Source organism: Amycolatopsis australiensis (assembly GCF_900119165.1).
In the GTDB taxonomy this organism is placed as follows: domain Bacteria; phylum Actinomycetota; class Actinomycetes; order Mycobacteriales; family Pseudonocardiaceae; genus Amycolatopsis; species Amycolatopsis australiensis.
The window spans coordinates 6,246,999-6,263,323 of the sequence record NZ_FPJG01000006.1; the positions used below are offsets into that span (position 1 = coordinate 6,246,999).

Consider the following 16,325-nt stretch of genomic DNA (forward strand, 5'->3'; position numbering starts at 1 on the left):
TGTCTAGCGGGACAGCAGGGTCGGCCCGCCGCTCGGCACCGACGGGCCGGTCCACTGCTGGTTGGCGCCGCCGTTGCAGGTCCAGACGATGACGGCGGTGCCGTTCGCCGTCGCCGCGCCCTTCACGTCCAGGCACAGCCCCGACTGGCCGTTCGTGACGGTGCCGTTCGCGGCGAACGTCCACTTCTGGCCCGTGGCGCCGGTGCAGGTCGCGATGACCGCCGCCGTGCCCGCGACCGCCCCGCCGCCCGCGGTGCCCAGGCAGCGTTTCGCGTCTCCGGAGTAGACGGTCAGCTCGCCGGTGCTCGCCCGGGTCCACTGCTGGTTCGCGCCGGTGTGGCAGTCCCAGATCTCCAGCGCGGTGCCGGCCGCGGTCGCCGACGCGGGCACGTCCAGGCACCGGTTCGACGCGACGGCACGCACCGGGCCGGCACCTGCGCCGCCGCCGGGGTTGCCGCCGGCGTTGAGCGCGTCGAGGACGGCGGTGTAGGCCTGCTTCTTGCCGTAGTTGCCGTCGAACAGCAGCGGGGTGTCCCCCGAACGCCACGAGTACTTGTCCGTCACGCCCCACACCGTGATGCCGGTGCAGCGGGAGACCGCCAGGCACGCCTGGGTCACCTGCCGGTACACGTTCGCCTGCGCCGACCCGGACCCGCCGACGTCCAGCTCGGTGATCTGCACGTCGACCCCGAGGTCGGCGAAGCGCTGCAGGTTCGCCTGGTAGCTGCTCAGGGTGGCGGTCGAGCCGAGGTGGCTCTGGAAGCCGACGCAGTCGATCGGCACGCCGCGGCTCTTGAAGTCGCGGACCATGGTGTAGATGCCGGTGCTCTTCGCGTTGACGCCGTCGGTGTTGTAGTCGTTGTAGCAGAGCTTCGCGTTCGGATCGGCCGCGCGGGCCGCGCGGAAGGCGTCCTCGATGTAGCCGTCGCCGAGCTTCTGCTGGAAGACCGACTGACGGCGGGTGCCGTTCTCCTCGAACGCCTCGTTGACCACGTCCCACGCGTACAGCTGGCCTTTCCAGTGACCGGCCACCTGGCTGATGTGGTTGAGCATCGCCGAACGCAGGTTGCCCGCGTCCAGGCCGCCGACCCAGCCGGGCAGCTGCTGGTACCAGACCAGCGTGTGCCCGCGGATCTTCATGCCGTGGCTGCTGCCCTGGCTGACGATCTGCTGGCCCGGGGCGAAGTTGAACTGGTTCCGGTTCGGCTCGACCGTGTCCCACTTCATCTCGTTCTCGGGCGTGACGCCGTTGAACTCCGAGGTCCAGGTGCTGACGTAGGCCGCCTCGCCGAGGTGGCTCGTGGAGATCGCGGCACCGAAGTACCGTCCGCTCTGCGCCGCGGCGGCCCCGAGCGTGCTCGCCGCGCCGGCGACGCCGGGCGAGAGCACCAAGACGGTCGCCGAAAGGCCGGCGGCCGCGAAGACGGCGAGCGCCGCCCGGGCGCGCCGTCGCGGGGGTGAACCCGTGATCATGACAACCCTCGATTCGTCGGTGCGGGGGCGGTCAGCCCAGCGTCCACTGCTGGTTGCTGCCGCCGTTGCAGGTCCACAGTTCGACCGGCGTGCCGTCCGCGGTGGCGGCGCCGGTGACGTCCAGGCACAGTCCGGACTGGACACCGGTGACCGTGCCGTTGGAGTTGACCGTCCACTGCTGGTTGGCCTGGCCGTTGCAGGGCCAGGTCAGCACCTTCGTGCCCGGGCTGGTGCCCTGGCCGGACGCGTCCAGGCACATCGTCGATCCGCCGAGCGTGGCCGTCAGCCTGCCGTCCGAAGTGCGCGTCCAGGTCTGGTTCGGCTGGCCGGTGCAGCCGGCGATCTGCACCTGCGTGCCCTGGGCCGGGCTGGGCGCGGCCAGGCACTTGCCCGCGCCCACCGCGTGCAGCGGCCCGGTGCCGGTGGTGGTACCGCCGGTGCCGTAGCCGGCCGCGACGACGTTGGCCTGCACGGCGTTCTCGGTGGCGTCCGACGGGTAGCCTGAGGTCATCACGCCTTCGTAGAACGTGCCGGCCGAGCCGATGCTGTTGTCCCCGCCGGTGCCGAGGATGATGGCGCCTTCCTTGCGCATCGGGTTGTAGCCCGCCACGTTGGGCCGCGCGCCGTTGTAGAGAGTGGACAGTCCGCCCGACTGCGCGTCGCCGCCGCGGATCGACCAGTGGTTGGGCTCGCCCTTGAGGACCGCCGTCAGGTACCGGTGGTTCACGGTGGGGTCGTTGGCGTTGTAGCCGGCGTTGATGCCGGAGTACAGGCCGTTCTCGAGGTCGGCCATGATCCACGGGCCGTTGCCGGTGCCGTAGCCCCAGACCTTGATGTTGCCGAAGTAGATGGCTTCCATCGTGCCGTTGCCGTTGTCGTGGCTGTTGCGCTCGGCGTTGCCGTAGTCGAAGCAGCAGCCGCCGTTGTAGTGCGTGCCGTCGAAGATCGCGTACATGCCCTCCGGCTGGTCGCCGGTGGCGGTGCCAGTCGCGTTGTTGTTCCGGTAACCGGTGCCGGGCGCCACGAAGACGCCGTAGGCGCGCTGGCCGCCGACGGTGATCGGGGCGGCCGCGGCGTTGGCCAGGTTGTCGTACCCGCCGGCCGCCGGGCCGGAGAAGCCGCCCGGCGGGGCCTGGGTGAGGTGGTTGTTCCGGCCGGACTGGTCGTAGATGACGGTGATCAGGCACGTGGTGCCGGCGCAGAACGAGTCCTGCGCCGCCGCGTTCGCCACCCCGCCCGCGCTGAGCAGCCCGATGTCACGGGTCGTGTTGTCCGACGCCCGCCGGACCTGGTACAGCGGGCCGTTGTAGGCGCCGTACAGCGCCCGCGTGGTGGAATGCGCGGCCACGCACGGGGTTCCGCCCGCGGCGTAGATGTCGCACGGTCCCTGCGTGGCGGCCTGCGCGGGCGCGGCCGGGCCGGCGACCGTGCCCACGGCGAACGCCACCGCGGCTCCCGCGACCGGCAGCGCCCTTCTCCAACGTGCTTTCGCGCCCATCAGCGAACTCCTTCGTCCGGGTGAGGTGCTAGTTCCGTGCCCACTTCTGAGCCGTGCCGCCGGTGCAGGTCTGCAGGGTGACCGGGGTGCCGTTCCCGGTGCCGCCGCCGTTCGGGGTGAGGCACAGCCCGGACTGGACGCCGGTGATCGTGCCGTCGGTGCCCGCCGTCCACTGCTGGTTGGCGCCGCCCGTGCAGTCCCAGATGATCGCCCTGGTGCCGGGTGCGGTGCCCGCCGCTTCGGCGTCGAGGCACTTGGCGCCGTACACCAGGATCTGCTTGCCGGAGGTGAGCGTCCACTGCTGGTTGCTGCCGCCGTTGCAGTCCCACAGCGCCACCTGCGTGCCGTTGGCCTGGGACACGTTCGGGACGTCGAGGCAGCGGCCCGCGTTCGTGTTGCGCAGCACCGAGGTCGAACCGCCACCCGCGCCGGTGACGGCGAGGTTGTCGAACTGCGCGGTCTCCCCCTGGCTGGTGCCGAGCCCGGCCTGGCCGGCCGGGAAGGTCGTGTCGGTGACCGTCCCGAGCGTGGTCCCGTCGACGGCGGCGGTGATGGTGCCACCGGAGAAGCCCAGCGACAGCTGGTGCCAGCGACCGGTGCCCAGTGCCGCCGTCGTGCCGCTGCGCAGCGTCGTGACCTGCTGGCTGGTGTTGTTGCGCAGGATGGACCACGCCCCGGTGTCGCTGACCCGCAGGTAGTAGGCGTTCAGCGCGCCTTGGTTGCCGGTGTCCTGCGAGCCGGCCCGGCCGATCAGCTCGGCGTACCCGCTCTTCTCCAGCAGCACGTCCGCGTTGACCGTGTAGTTGCTCCACGCCACGTTGCCCAGCAACGCGTAGGGATCGGTCACCTTCTTCCAGGGGATCGCCTTCTGCGGAGCGGCTTGCCGGACGCACATGCCCGCGCGGCCGGCACCGCAGGCGGCCGTCTCGAACGCGCCCTCCATGTCCATCAGGTACCGGGCCTCCTTGCCCGCCGCGTACCCGTCGAAGTCGTCGCTGTAGGGCAGGTTCAGCGAGCCCGCCGGCGGGCTCGTCGCGGTGCCCTTGCCCTGGCCGGTGGTGGTCGTGACGGTGTAGAGCCGCCCGGGCTGGACGGTCAGCGAGAAGGACCCGCCGGACGGGGTGACGTCGGCCGTGTGCACGAAGAAGTCCGCCGGATTGTTCGAGTTGAGGTCGGTGGACCACACGTGCACCGGGCCGGTGGACAGGCCGCCGGTGGTGGTGAAGGTCAGCGTCTGGGCCGCGCCGGCGTCCATCGTCTCGATGACCGTGCTGTAGTCACCGGTGTTCGGCGCCTTCAGCGTGACGGAGCTGCCGTTGGCGCGGTTCCCGCCGAGGTAGCCGCTGGAGGTGTCGAGGTACTTCCAGCCCGGGGCGGTGAACTGCGTCGTGTGCGCCAGTGCCCAGGTGTCCTTGCCGACCGCGTAGGAGCCCGACCACGGCTGGTTGGCCAGCACCAGCCCGACGGTCGGCCACGGGATGTTCGGCGTGGTCGCGGCGATCAGGTCCCAGTTGAGGTAGGCGGTCATCTTGCCGTCGAGGTAGACGCGGTTGATGCCGCGGGCCAGCGGCTTGGCGCCGTCGTTGTAGTCCTGGGAGCCGTTTTCGCTCGACCACAGCGTCTTGCCGGTACCGACGACGTCGGACGGCACGCCGCAGGAGGTCTGCGCGCTGAGGTAGCCGCAGGTGTAATGGGCGCTGAGCACGTCGGTCGCGTTGCGGTAGGCCGTGTTCGTCGAAATGGCGCTCGCCGGACCCCAGTCCCCCGGCCACGAGTCGCCGGAGATGATCTTCACGGCGCTGTAGCCGTTGGCGTTGAGCGCGTTGCGCATGGTGACGGTCCAGTCGGCGCTCCACTGCTTCTCGTTCTGGACGGTCGTGAGGTAGTCGATGGTGAGCCCGTGCTGCTTGGCGCAGCCGAGCCACGAAAGGTAGTAGCCGACCAGGTCGTTCGAGAAGAACGTGCCGTTGCCGATCCAGCCCGGCGCGCCCCACGGCAGGCCGACCAGCTTGATGCCCGGGTTGCGCGCCTTCGCCTGTTCCATGATCCACCACTCGTAGCCGCGGCCGCAGTCGAGGTCGCCGCGGAAGTGGGCGTGGCTGGGCTCCGCTCCGCTGGTCGAGTTCGTGTCCCCGCCCATCTCCACCTTGAGGATCTGCAGGGCGGCGCCGTAGCCGGGCTTGAACAGGTAGTCGAGGATCTGGCCGCGCTGCGGCTCCGGGTAGTCGATCAGCAGGCGGCTGTTGCCCCCGCCGCCGCTGACCGCGCCGACGCCGTCGAACGTGCGGCCCGCCGAAGCGCCGTCGAGCGTGATCGAGGTGGCGGCCTGGGCCGGCGCGGCGGCGGCCACCACGCACCCGGCCAGGACGAGCGCCGCGACGGCCGCGGTGCGCACCCGCCGGAGCAGGGTTCGGGGCATGGCTGTTCTCGCTTCCGACGAAGGGGTCAGACGGCCGTGACGGTCCACTGGTTGTTGGTGCTGCTGTTGGGCGCCCACAGGACGACGGTGGACCCGGACGTGGTGTTGCCCGCGCCGTCGAGGGCGGTTCCGGTGGCCCGGTTGACGATCTGGTAGCGCCCGTCGCCCAGCGCGGCCAGCCGCCATTGCTGGTTGTCGCTGCCGGTCCACGGCGCCTGCACGGCGCTGACGCCGTTGCCGGTCCGGCCACCGCTGTCGGCGACCATGCCGTTGGTGCGGTTGACGATCCGGTGGTATCCGGTGCCGAGGTCGACGAGCTGCCAGTGCAGGTTGGTCGAGCCGTCGTAGGACCACTGCTTGAGCACCGAGCCGGACGCGACGTTCCCGCCGCTGTCGAGCACCAGCCCGGTGGTGACGTTCGCGATCCGCACCCAGCTCGCCGGCACCGGAGGAGACCCGAGGGCCGGGATCCGGCCCGAGAAGGCCAGCCGCACCACGTACGCCGGGGCGCTGAACGGCGCGGTCGCCGAAGGCATCCGGATGTGCAGCCCGGAGCCGTCCTGGGTGCGGCCGGGCAGGTCGACGAACGACCCGGCGGTGGCGCCGAGCAGCTGCACGGCCCGCAGCGAGCCCAGGTCGATCCGGCCCGTGGCGAGCGTCGCGATGTCCAGGGTGGCGCCGGGCCAGCCGAGAACCGTGGCGTACAGGACGGTTTCGTCCTTGCTACGGGTGAACCGGATGTCGCGGGCGGTGCCCTCGCGCGGGGTCGTGAAGGAGCCGCCGCCCATCTGCGTCGAGCCTTCGCCGTAGGCCGACCAGGCGCGGGTCGCGTAGATCGACTCGCCGAAGCGGGCCAGGTAGTCGCCGATGCCGAGCAGGATCGTGCGCTGTCCCGGAGGGATGGTGCCGTCGGCCGTCGGCGCGATGTTCAGCAGCATGGTGCCGTTCTTGCTGACGCGGTCGATCAGCGCGTGCAGCATGGCCTTCATCGAGTAGTAGCCGATGCCGGTCGTGTAGCACCAGCTGGAGCTGGAGATGCTGTCGTCGGTCAGCCAGTACGGGTTCTGGATGTCGCCGGGGCCGCCGCGCTCGAAGTCGAAGACCTCGCCGCGGTTGTCGAAGCCGTCCTTGTAGGTGGCGACGACGTCCTTGTTCCACGCGACCGCCCGGTTGTAGTAGTACGCCAGGAAGTCCAGCCGCCGCGACTCGTCGACGTGGGACAGGTTGAAGTCCTGCCACAGCAGGTCCGGCCGGTAGCCGTCGACGACCTCGGCGAGCTTGGCGTACCACAGCTGGTTTTCCGCCGCCGAGCCGAGCTGGCCGTACAGCTTGCGCAAGCCCGCGTCCGACTGCGCGGGCACGTGGTCGTAGTAGCCGGTGAAGTGGTAGGCGTGGTGCAGCGACACCATGAACTTCAGGCCGCGGGCGCGGATCGCGTCGGCGTGCAGCCGCACCAGGTCCAGCCGCGGACCCTTGGCGACGGAGTTCCATTCGTTGGCCGCGCTGTTCCACATCGAGAAGCCGTCGTGGTGCTCGGCGACGGGCCCGGCGAAGCGGGCGCCGGCGTCGGCGAACAGCTGCGCCCACTCGGCGGGGTCGAAGTTCCCGCCCGCGGACTTCAGCTTCGGGGCGAACTGGACCCAGGCGCCGGACTTGTCGCGCGCCCCGTTGATGAAGTTGTGGTACGGCCACACCGACGGGTCGCCGTACACGGCCTTGTGGTGGTCGTTCTCCGCCGAGCCGGCGATGTACATGGTGCGCGGGTACCACTCGTTGCCGAAGGCGGGGACGCTGAAGACGCCCCAGTGGAAGTAGATGCCGAACTTGGCGTCCTGGAACCACTCCGCCGCGGGCGGGTGCTGGTCGACCGACGACCAGGTGGGTGTGTACGCGGCCGGGCCGGCGGTGGCCGACGCGGCACCGCCGCGCAGCAGGCCGGCCGCCGCGGCGCCGCTCACGGTGACCAGGCCCAGCATGGTGCGACGGCTGAACGGGGACATGACGGGCGGCCTCCTCGGCTCCGGGACGCGGTTTGAGTTAGCGCTAACATTCACGCCGCCCGACCGTTTCCGGGCGTTCGGACCGGCGGAACTGCACCATGTCTAGGCGCGGGTGACCCGGTGGTCAAGCCCTCTTTCCCGGCCCGGCGGCAAAGCGGGCCGAAACGCCGGGCAGGAACCGACGAAAGATGTGTAAGTTTCATTCCTCGCGCCGGCGGGAAACGCGGCGACGCAATCGCGGCGCACGTCTTGTGAGCGTGAACATCGCCGTGTCACACTGCTGTTCGCCTGGCCCCGGAGCGCGCGAAACAACGGTGACCACTACCGAAGGAGCACCCGTGAAAGTCGCGTCCCCCTCTTCGGCGATCCGCAAGTCCCGGCGCGGATTCGCCTTGCTCACCGGCCTGCTGTGCGCACTGGCGCTGTTGCCCGCCGTGGCCAGGGCCGACAACCCGATCGTCCAGACCATCTACACCGCCGATCCGGCACCCCTGGTCCACGACGGCCGCGTCTACCTCTACACCGGCCACGACGAAGACGGGTCGACGAACTACACCATGAAGGAATGGCGCGTGTGGTCGTCGGCCGACATGGTGAACTGGACCGATCACGGATCCCCGTTGAACCTGGCCAGTTTCGGCTGGGCGAGCGCCAACGCCTGGGCCGGGCAGGCGATCTACCGCAACGGCAAGTTCTACTGGTACGTCCCGATGACGGTCCGGGCGACCGGCGCGATGGGCATCGGCGTCGCCGTTTCGACCAGCCCGACGGGCCCGTTCAGTGACGCGCTCGGCCACCCGCTGGTCGCCAACGGCGAGTTCGATCCCACGGTGTTCGTCGACGACGACGGCCAGGCCTACCTGTACTGGGGCAACCCGCACCTGTGGTACGTCAAGCTCAACCCCGACATGATCTCCTACTCCGGCAGCCCCACCCAGATCCCGCTCACCACCGCCGGCTTCGGCACGCGCCCGGGCAACACCTCGCGGCCGACCCTGTTCGAAGAAGGACCGTGGGTCTACAAGCGCAACGGCCTGTACTACAACGTCTTCGCCGCGAGCTGCTGCCCGGAGTTCATCGCCTACTCGACGGCGCCCGGGCCGACCGGGCCGTGGACCTACCGCGGGACCATCATGCCCACGCAGGGAAGCAGCTTCACCAACCACCCCGGCGTGATCGACTTCAACGGGAACTCGTACTTCTTCTACCACAACGGCGCGTTGCCGGGCGGTGGTGGCTACACCCGCTCGGTGGCCGTGGAGAAGTTCAGCTACCGCGCCGACGGCACGTTCCCCACCATCACCATGACCACGACGGGCGCGCCGCAGGTCGGCACGCTGAACCCGTACACGCGGCAGGAAGCGGAAACGATCGCCTGGGAGTCCGGCGTCGAGACCGAGCCGTCGGGGGAAGGCGGGCGGGACGTCGGCTGGCTCGAGAACGGCGACTGGATCAAGGTGAAGGGCGCCGCCTTCGGCGCCGGCGCCAAGACGTTCACCGCGCGCGTGGCGTCCGCGACCTCGGGCGGCCGGCTCGAGATCCGCCTGGACGACGCCGCCGGCACCCTGGCCGGCACCTGCACCGTGCCCGGCACCGGTGGCTGGCAGACCTGGACGAGCGTGTCCTGCCCGGTGACCGGGACGGCGGGGACGCACGACGTGTACTTCCGGTTCACCGGAGGCGGTGGCTACCTGTTCAACGTGAACTGGTGGCAGTTCGCCGCCTGACGTTTCCCGCACCCCACACCGAAAGGGGCGAGATGCCCGTTCGACCGCTTCACCGCGTGCTGTCCTTGCTCACCGCCACGGCGGCGGCGCTGGCCGTGGCCGCCACGACACCGTCCCCACCGGACGCGGCCGCCGCGCCCGGCAGCCCGGCGCTCACCCCGCCGCTGGGCTGGAACAGCTGGAACAGCTTCGGCTGCAACGTCAGCGAAACCGCCGTCCGCCAGGCGGCCGACGCGATGGTCTCGTCGGGGATGAAGGACGCGGGCTACCAGTACGTCGTGGTGGACGACTGCTGGTTCGACCCGCAGCGCGACACCCAGGGCGCGCTGCGCGGCAGCCCGTCGAAGTTTCCGAGCGGGATGAAGGCGCTGGGCGACTACATCCACAGCCGCGGCCTCAAGTTCGGCATCTACCAGGTGCCGACCGAGCGCACCTGCGCCCAGCGGACCGGCACCTACCCCGGGTCCACCGGCAGCGCCGGGCACGAGGCGCAGGACGCGCAGACGTTCGCGTCGTGGGGCGTGGACTACCTCAAGTACGACTGGTGCTCCCCCGCCGGCACACGGGACGAGCAGGTCGCCCGGTTCACCGTGATGCGCGACGCGCTGCGGGCCACCGGGCGCCCGATCGTCTACAGCATCAACCCGAACAGCTACCACGCCATCACCGGGGACAAGTACAACTGGGGCGAGGTGGCCGATCTCTGGCGCACCACCGAAGACCTGCTCGACATCTGGCAGAACGGCAACACCAACAGCTACCCGATGGGCGTGGGCAACGTCCTCGACGTCACCGCCCCGCTGGCCGCCCAGGCCGGGCCGGGGCACTGGAACGACCCGGACATGCTGGTGGTCGGGCGGCCGGGGCTGTCGCTGACGGAGTCGCGCACCCACTTCGCCCTGTGGGCGCTGATGGCCGCGCCGCTGATGGCCGGCAACGACATCCGCAGCATGGCGGCCGACGTCAGTGCCATCCTCCGGAACCCGCGGCTGCTGGCGGTCGATCAGGACCGGCTCGGCGCGGGCGGGCGCCGGGTGCGCGACGACGGCGACGTCGAGGTCTTCGCCAAGCCGCTGGCGGACGGCTCGGTCGCGGTGGGCCTGCTCAACCGCGGCGGCGGCACCTCGACGGTCGGCACGACCGCGGCGCAGATCGGGCTGGCGGGGTCGGCGTTCACGCTGACCGACCTGTGGACCGGCGGCACGTCGCCGACGAGCGGCCCGATCACCGCGAGCGTGCCCGCCCACGGCATCGCGGTGTACCGGGTGTCCGGCGGCACCCCGCTGGCGGCGACGACGTCCCGGCTGCGCGGCACCGGGTCGGGCCGCTGCCTCGACGTGGACAACGCGTCGACGGCGCCGGGCGCGGGCACGCTGATCTGGGACTGCCAGACCGCGGCGAACCAGCTGTGGACGACCTGGGGAAACGGGGAGATCCGCGTGTTCGGTGACAAGTGCCTGGACGGGACCGCGAGCGGCGCCCGGGTGCTGAGCCAGCCGTGCACGGGCCAGGACAACCAGAAGTGGACCTTCAACCAGGACGGCTCGCTCCGGAACGTCCGTTCCGGACTGTGCCTCGACGCCGAGGGCGCGGCCACGGCCAACGGGACGCACGTGATCCTCTGGAGCTGCAACGGCCAGGCGAACCAGCGCTGGGCACGGGCCTGAGAAGACGCGAGGGCGCCCGGACCGTCATGCGACGGCCCGGGCGCCTCGTGCGTCACCCGGCAACCCCGCCCGGGCTTCCGGCGAACACACGGGTGCCCGGGCCGTCCCCGAACGGCCCGGGCACCCGCCTCTCCCCGGGGGACTCGCCGTCAGCGGTAGCCGGCGGCGATGATGTTGGCCTGGACCGCGTTCTCCGTCGCGTCGGACGGGTAGCCCGCCACCATCGCTCCTTCGTAGAACGTCCCCGCGCTGAGGTTGGCGCCGCCGCCCGGCTTGCAGCAGTCGCCGCCGCTGCCCAGCACGATCGCGCCCTGCTTCTTCATCGGGCTGTACCCCGGCGGGAGCCCGCCGTCCCACAGCGTCGTCAGGCCGCCCGACTGCGCGTCGCTGCCCCTCAACGCGAACCGGGACGTGCCGTTGTTCTTCAGCACCGCCGTGACGAACTTGCCGGTGAACGCGCGCTGGTTCGGGTTCCACGACTGGCTGCCGCCGGGGTAGAGCCCCCATTCCAGGTCGGCCTGCACCCACGGGCCCGTGCCGGCGCAGCCGCCGAACCAGCACTGCGTGCCGAAGTTCAGCGCGTCCATCGCGCCGGCCGCGTCGGCCTTCCTCGTCGTCTCGCTGTTGCCGTAGTCGAAGCAGCAGCCGTTGTTGACGTGCTTCCCGCTGGTCACCATGTACATGCCCTCCGGCGCGCCGCCGGTCGGCACGCCGGTCAGGTGGCCGTCGCGCCAATAGCTGTTGCCGGGATTGATGAACAGCGAATACGCCTTCCGGCCGCCGACCGTGAGCGACTCCGAGGTCGCCTTGGCGGGGCTGCTCTGGCTGGACCCGGGCACGACGCTCGATCCCTGGTACCACAGGTCGTTTCCGTGCCCGGACTGGTCGTAGACCACCGTGATGACGCAGGAAGTCCCGGCGCAGAAGGAATCCTGGGCCGCGGCGTCGGCGGCGCCGCCCGCCGCGACGACACCGACGTCACGGGTCGTGTTGTCCGACGCGCGCCGGACCTGGTACAGCTTCCCGCCGTAGGAACCGAAGAGCGCGCGAACCGTGCTGTGCGCGGCCACGCACGGCGTGCCGCCCGAGGCGTAGATGTCGCACGGGCCCGTTCCGGACGGCGGCGGTGTCCCGGTCGTCCAGCGCTGGTTGGCCTGGCCGTGGCAGGTCCAGAGGATGACCGCCGTGCCGTTGGCGGTGGCGGCGCCGGTCACGTCGAGGCACAGCCCGGACTGGACACCGGTGATCGTCCCGTCGGCGTTCCGCCGCCACTGCTGGTTCGCCGCGCCGGTGCACGTCCAGATGATCACCGCGGTGCCGGGCGCGGTCCGGTTGCCGTAGGCGTCCACGCACCGTGTCCCGCTCATCGCCCGCAGCTCGCCGGCGGCGGTGAACTCGAAGGCCTGGCTCGCCTGCCCGGTGCAGTCCCGGATCTCCAAGGCCGTTCCCGGTGTGTCGACGGCGCCCTTGACGTCCAGGCACCGCCCCGACGCGGCGCTCGTCAAGGCCGTCGCCGCCGCGGCCGCCGGGACCGCGCCGGTCAGCGCGGCCGCCACCAGCACGGCCAGGACCACGAAGGCCCGCGCCGGATTGGCTCGAATGCTCACCAGACCTCCATGAGGTGCCGAATGTTAGCGCTAACATCAAGCCGAAGCTCGAATGACGAGCTCGGTGTCCAGCACCGCGCAGCCCGGCGCGGCCGAGCCGCCCAGCATCGCCAGCAGCTCGGCCGTCATCCGGGTGCCCATCTCTTCGATCGGCTGGCGCACGGTGGTCAGCGGCGGGTCCGTGCGGCGGCCGACCGGCAGGTCGTCGAACCCGATGACGGCGACGTCACCGGGCACCCGCCGTCCCACGCGGCGCAGGGCCCGCAGCGCGCCGACCGCCATCATGTCCGACGCGGCGAAAATGGCGTCGACGTGCGGCTTGCGGTCCAGCAGGCGCGCGGTGGCGTGCTCGCCCGACGCCTGGCCGAAGTCGCCGAACACCACCAGCCCGCGGTGGTCCCGGCCGGCGCCCGCCGCCGCCTGCCGGTAGCCGAGGAGCCGGTCCACGCCCGCGGTCATGTCCTGCGGCCCGGCGATCGTCGCCACCGTCCGCCGTCCCGCGTCGATCAGCCGCTGCGTCGCCCGCTGGGCCCCGCCCCGGTTGTCCACGTCGACGTAGGAGAAGCGGCCGGGCTCCCGCGGGCAGACCGGCCGTCCGGCGAAGACCACGGGGATGCCGAGCCAGCCCAGGTCGAGCGGGCGGCGGCCGTGCATGCCGACGACCAGTGCGCCGTCGACGTGCCCGCCGTCGAGGTAGCGCACCACCGGCGCCTGGTAGTCCTCCGTCGCGGGCACGGTGAGCAGCACGAGCTGCAGGCCCGCGGCGGTCAGCTCCTTGCCCGCCCCGGCGGAGATGCGGGCGAAGTAGGGGTCGGCGAACAGCCGCAGCACCTCCTCGCACACCACCAGCGCGACCGAGCCGGTGCGCCCGCCGGTCGAGGCGCGCGCGGCCCGCTGCCGGGCGTAGCCCAGCGACGACATCGCCGACTCGACCTGCCTGCGCGTTTTCGGCCGGACCCGCGGGAAGCCGTTGAGCACGCGGGACGCGGTGGCGGTGGACACCCCGGCCGCCCGCGCGACGTCGGCCAGGGTCGGACGGAGTTCGGGTGACTCGACGGACGACACGTTCGCTCTCCCAAGACGTCGTTGTCCGGATGGGCTCGCTCGAGGATATCCCCTCCAATCGGCTGACTCAGGCGCGTTGGAGCCGGAATCGCTGGTTCGCACCACCGGTGGCCGTCCACTGGGAGACCCGCGTGCCGTCGGCGGCCGAGGCGCCCCAGACGTCCATCGTCAGGCCGCTCAGCCGGTTGACCAGGCTGACCACGCCGCCGCCCAGGTCGGTGACCCGCCACTGCTGGGCCGCGGACCCGGAGTCGGGCTGCTGGCTGATGTCGGCGCCGGTGCCGGAACCGGCCACCTGGAGCACCAGGCCGCTGTGGCGGGCCCGGACGCGGTAGTAGCCGTCACCGGAGTCGAGGAAGTCGAACTGCTGGTTCTGGCCGCCGGTGGCCGTCCACTGCTGCAGCAGGGCGCCGGCCGCGGTCGAGACGCCGGCGATGTCCAGGAGCTTGCCGCTGTGCTCGGCCGTCAAGGTGTAGCTGACGCCGACCTGGACCGGCGAGCCGGACGGCGGCGGGGTGGTGGAGTCGAACTGGGTGATGAACTTCCACACCTCGCCCGAGGTCCAGGTCTGCCAGCCGTCACAGGTGCAGCCGTCGCGCGGGCCGGGGTCGTGCCCCGCGCCGTCGAAGGCGGCCCAGACCACCGGGTAGCCGGCCCGGCAGCCGGAGTAGGCGGTGACGATGTGCGTCAGGCTGCCGTAGGCCGGTTCCGGCGGGTTCTGCGGTGTGCAGCCGTTGTTCCGGACGAACGTGTCCCGCAGCGCGCGTCCCGACGCGATCGGCAGGACGTCGTCCCGGATGCCGTGCAGGCCGATGTAGGCGACGGGCTGGGTGCCGCCGCTGCAGCCGCTCAGGTTCGCCCCCGAGTAGACGGCGACCGCGCGGAAGACCGACGGCCGGGCGCAGGCGAGCGCGTAGCTCATCGCGCCGCCGTAGCTGAACCCGCCGGCGAAGACCTGCGAAGTGTCGACGCACAGCGCCGCCTCGAGCTGCCGCAGCATGTCGTCGACGAACGTGACGTCCTGGCCGCCGGGGTTGGCCCAGCCGTTGCCGTTGCCCTGGGGCGCCACGAAGATCGTGCCGTTGTTCGCGTTGTCGGCCAGCCGCCGGAGCCCGTAGTAGGACCAGTTGTAGCCGTCGGTGCCGCCCGAGTCGACGTCGTTGGCCGTGCCGCCGCGCCAGTGCAGCCCGACGAAGAGCCGGTAGGGGTGGTTGTTGTCGTAGTTGTTCGGCACCCGCAGGATGTAGCTGCGGTTCTGGCCGCCGCTGGAGATCGTGTGGCTGCCGCTCGCCAGCCCGGGGGCCTTTCCGCAGCCCGCGGTGCCCGCGGCGGCCGCCGCCGGCGTCGCACCCGCACCGGCGGCTTCGGCCGTGCCGTTCCCCGCCATCGCGAGCAGCGCTCCGACGGCGACGGAGGCGAACAGGGCTCGGTATCTCACCATGACGCGGCTCCCTCTGGTCTTCGACATCGTGGCCTTCAGTTCCTGGTCCATTGCTGGGTGGTGGCGTGGGTGCAGGTGCCGAGCCGCACGGCGGTGCCGTTCGCGGTCGCGCCGCCGGCGAGGTCGAGGCACAGGCCCGACTGCGTCCCGGTGACCGTGCCGTCCGCGTCGATCCGCCACTTCTGGTTGGCCCCGCCGTGGCACGGCCAGATGATCGCGGCCGTGCCCGGGGTGGTCGCGCCGCCCTCGGCGTCGAGGCAGCGGAGCGTGTCGCCGGAGTAGACGGTCAGCTCGCCGGCCGCGGTCGTGGTCCACGTCTGGTTCGTGCCGCCGTGGCAGTCCCAGATCTGGGTGCGCGTGCCGGCGGTGGCCGACACGCCCGGCACGTCCAGGCACCGCCCGGCCGCCACCGAGCGCAGCGGGGCGCCCGTGGTGGCCGCGCCGCCGGTGTCCAGGCCGAGGAAGGAAACGGCGTAGGCGAGCATCCCCGCCTGCGGCAGGGTGTGCCCGGCGCCCGCGACGGTGATGCCCTCGACGGTCGCGCGGGTCCCGGTGCCGCCGTACCGGTTCCGGGTCCAGCTCTGCTGCGGGTGGTCGGTGAAGGACGGCGTCTGGCCCAGCCCGTGCAGCGCGGTCCACTGCTTGATCTCTTCGCCGTAGTTCGGGTACGCCAGGGTGGTGTCCTGGTTCCCGTGCCACAGCTGCATCCTCGGGTAACCGCCGGTGTAGCCCGGGTACATCGCGTGGGCCTGATCGGCCCACTGCTGCGCGGACTTGATCACGTTCCCGCCGGCGCACTGGCTGTTCCAGAGCGACCCGTCGGTGGTCGCGAAGCAGCCGGCGGGCACGCCGGAGAACGCCGCACCGGCGGAGAAGACGTCCGGGTACTCGGCGGCCAGTACGTTCGTCATCATGGCGCCCGAGGAGAAGCCGCTGACGACGATCCGGGCCGGGTCCACGTCGTAGTGCTGGCGGGTCCAGGCCACCATCGCCATGATGCCGGTCGAGTCGCTGCCGCCGTTGCGGGTGAGGCCGGCTTTCGTGGACACGTCGAAGCAGTGCCCGTCACGGGTGGCCTCGGGCACGACGACGAGGTAGCCGTACCGGTCGGCGGCCGTCAGGTAGTCGTGGCCGTTGCCGTTGGCGATGGCGCTGGCCGAGCCACCGCAGTAGTGCACGAGCACGAGCAGCGCCGGCTTCGGCGCCGGCCGGTCCGGCACGTACAGGTACATGCCGAGATTGGTCGGATTGCTGCCGAAGCCGTCGATGCGGGTCAACGCGGCCGCTTCGGCGGGCCGGGCGGTCACGATCTGCGCGGTGACGGCGAGCAGGGCCAACGCGAACAGGACACGGATCAGGCGGTTCACCACGGGCTCCCTGGTTGGTCCACAATGGTCGGAGCGCGCGGGGGTGCGCGCCGTGCGCTCG

At 71.5% G+C, this 16,325-nt stretch carries 10 protein-coding genes; 2 read left to right on the top strand and 8 right to left on the bottom strand.

Annotated elements, in window-relative coordinates; all coding sequences use genetic code 11:
* Positions 1-3: 3 nt before the first annotated feature.
* The 4 genes from BT341_RS30525 to BT341_RS30540 are packed head-to-tail and all read right to left on the bottom strand — an operon-like array spanning position 4 to position 7,390.
* Complete coding sequence (locus tag BT341_RS30525; RefSeq protein WP_072479556.1) at positions 4-1,473, bottom strand: endo-1,4-beta-xylanase; 1,470 nt, start codon at positions 1,471-1,473, stop codon at positions 4-6.
* 31 nt (positions 1,474-1,504) lie between these two features.
* Positions 1,505-2,971 carry an arabinofuranosidase catalytic domain-containing protein gene (locus BT341_RS30530; RefSeq protein WP_084743035.1) on the bottom strand — a complete coding sequence of 489 codons (1,467 nt, stop codon included), beginning with the start codon at positions 2,969-2,971 and terminating at the stop codon, positions 1,505-1,507.
* Positions 2,972-2,999: 28 nt separating this feature from the next.
* Complete coding sequence (locus BT341_RS30535; protein WP_072479558.1) at positions 3,000-5,390, bottom strand: ricin-type beta-trefoil lectin domain protein; 2,391 nt, start codon at positions 5,388-5,390, stop codon at positions 3,000-3,002.
* A 26-nt stretch (positions 5,391-5,416) separates the two neighbouring features.
* On the bottom strand, positions 5,417-7,390 hold the full coding sequence (locus BT341_RS30540; protein WP_072479559.1) for an alpha-L-fucosidase: 1,974 nt from the start codon (positions 7,388-7,390) through the stop codon (positions 5,417-5,419).
* A gap of 338 nt (positions 7,391-7,728) precedes the next feature.
* On the opposite strand from BT341_RS30540, the gene BT341_RS30545 reads away from it, so the two are divergent.
* Together BT341_RS30545 and BT341_RS30550 are read left to right on the top strand one after the other, a co-directional pair.
* A complete protein-coding gene (locus tag BT341_RS30545) occupies positions 7,729-9,117 on the top strand; it encodes a glycoside hydrolase family 43 protein (protein WP_245805158.1) in 1,389 nt (462 codons plus the stop codon).
* A 32-nt stretch (positions 9,118-9,149) separates the two neighbouring features.
* Entirely contained in the window at positions 9,150-10,784 is a 1,635-nt protein-coding gene (locus tag BT341_RS30550) for a glycoside hydrolase family 27 protein (protein ID WP_072479560.1), read from the top strand.
* Between the two features lie 149 nt (positions 10,785-10,933).
* On the opposite strand, the gene BT341_RS30555 is transcribed toward BT341_RS30550, so the two are convergent.
* From BT341_RS30555 to BT341_RS30570, 4 genes are all read right to left on the bottom strand, one after another.
* A complete protein-coding gene (locus BT341_RS30555; RefSeq protein WP_245805159.1) occupies positions 10,934-12,391 on the bottom strand; it encodes an arabinofuranosidase catalytic domain-containing protein in 1,458 nt (485 codons plus the stop codon).
* Between the two features lie 36 nt (positions 12,392-12,427).
* Positions 12,428-13,456, bottom strand: coding sequence for a LacI family DNA-binding transcriptional regulator (locus tag BT341_RS30560; protein WP_072479562.1), 1,029 nt, complete (start codon positions 13,454-13,456; stop codon positions 12,428-12,430).
* 67 nt (positions 13,457-13,523) lie between these two features.
* Entirely contained in the window at positions 13,524-14,897 is a 1,374-nt protein-coding gene (locus tag BT341_RS30565; RefSeq protein ID WP_072479563.1) for an RICIN domain-containing protein, read from the bottom strand.
* A gap of 35 nt (positions 14,898-14,932) precedes the next feature.
* Positions 14,933-16,264 (bottom strand): extracellular catalytic domain type 1 short-chain-length polyhydroxyalkanoate depolymerase, encoded by a 1,332-nt coding sequence (locus BT341_RS30570; RefSeq protein ID WP_072479564.1) that lies wholly within the window; start codon positions 16,262-16,264, stop codon positions 14,933-14,935.
* Positions 16,265-16,325: the final 61 nt, after the last annotated feature.

Excerpts from the sequence above, each read along its gene's own strand:
- BT341_RS30525 (WP_072479556.1), bottom strand. The coding sequence starts at position 1,473 with ATGATCACGGGTTCACCCCCGCGACGGCGCGCCCGGGCGGCGCTCGCC.
- BT341_RS30530 (WP_084743035.1), bottom strand. The coding sequence starts at position 2,971 with ATGGGCGCGAAAGCACGTTGGAGAAGGGCGCTGCCGGTCGCGGGAGCC.
- BT341_RS30535 (WP_072479558.1), bottom strand. The coding sequence starts at position 5,390 with ATGCCCCGAACCCTGCTCCGGCGGGTGCGCACCGCGGCCGTCGCGGCG.
- BT341_RS30540 (WP_072479559.1), bottom strand. The coding sequence starts at position 7,390 with ATGTCCCCGTTCAGCCGTCGCACCATGCTGGGCCTGGTCACCGTGAGC.
- BT341_RS30550 (WP_072479560.1), top strand. The coding sequence starts at position 9,150 with ATGCCCGTTCGACCGCTTCACCGCGTGCTGTCCTTGCTCACCGCCACG.
- BT341_RS30565 (WP_072479563.1), bottom strand. The coding sequence starts at position 14,897 with ATGGTGAGATACCGAGCCCTGTTCGCCTCCGTCGCCGTCGGAGCGCTG.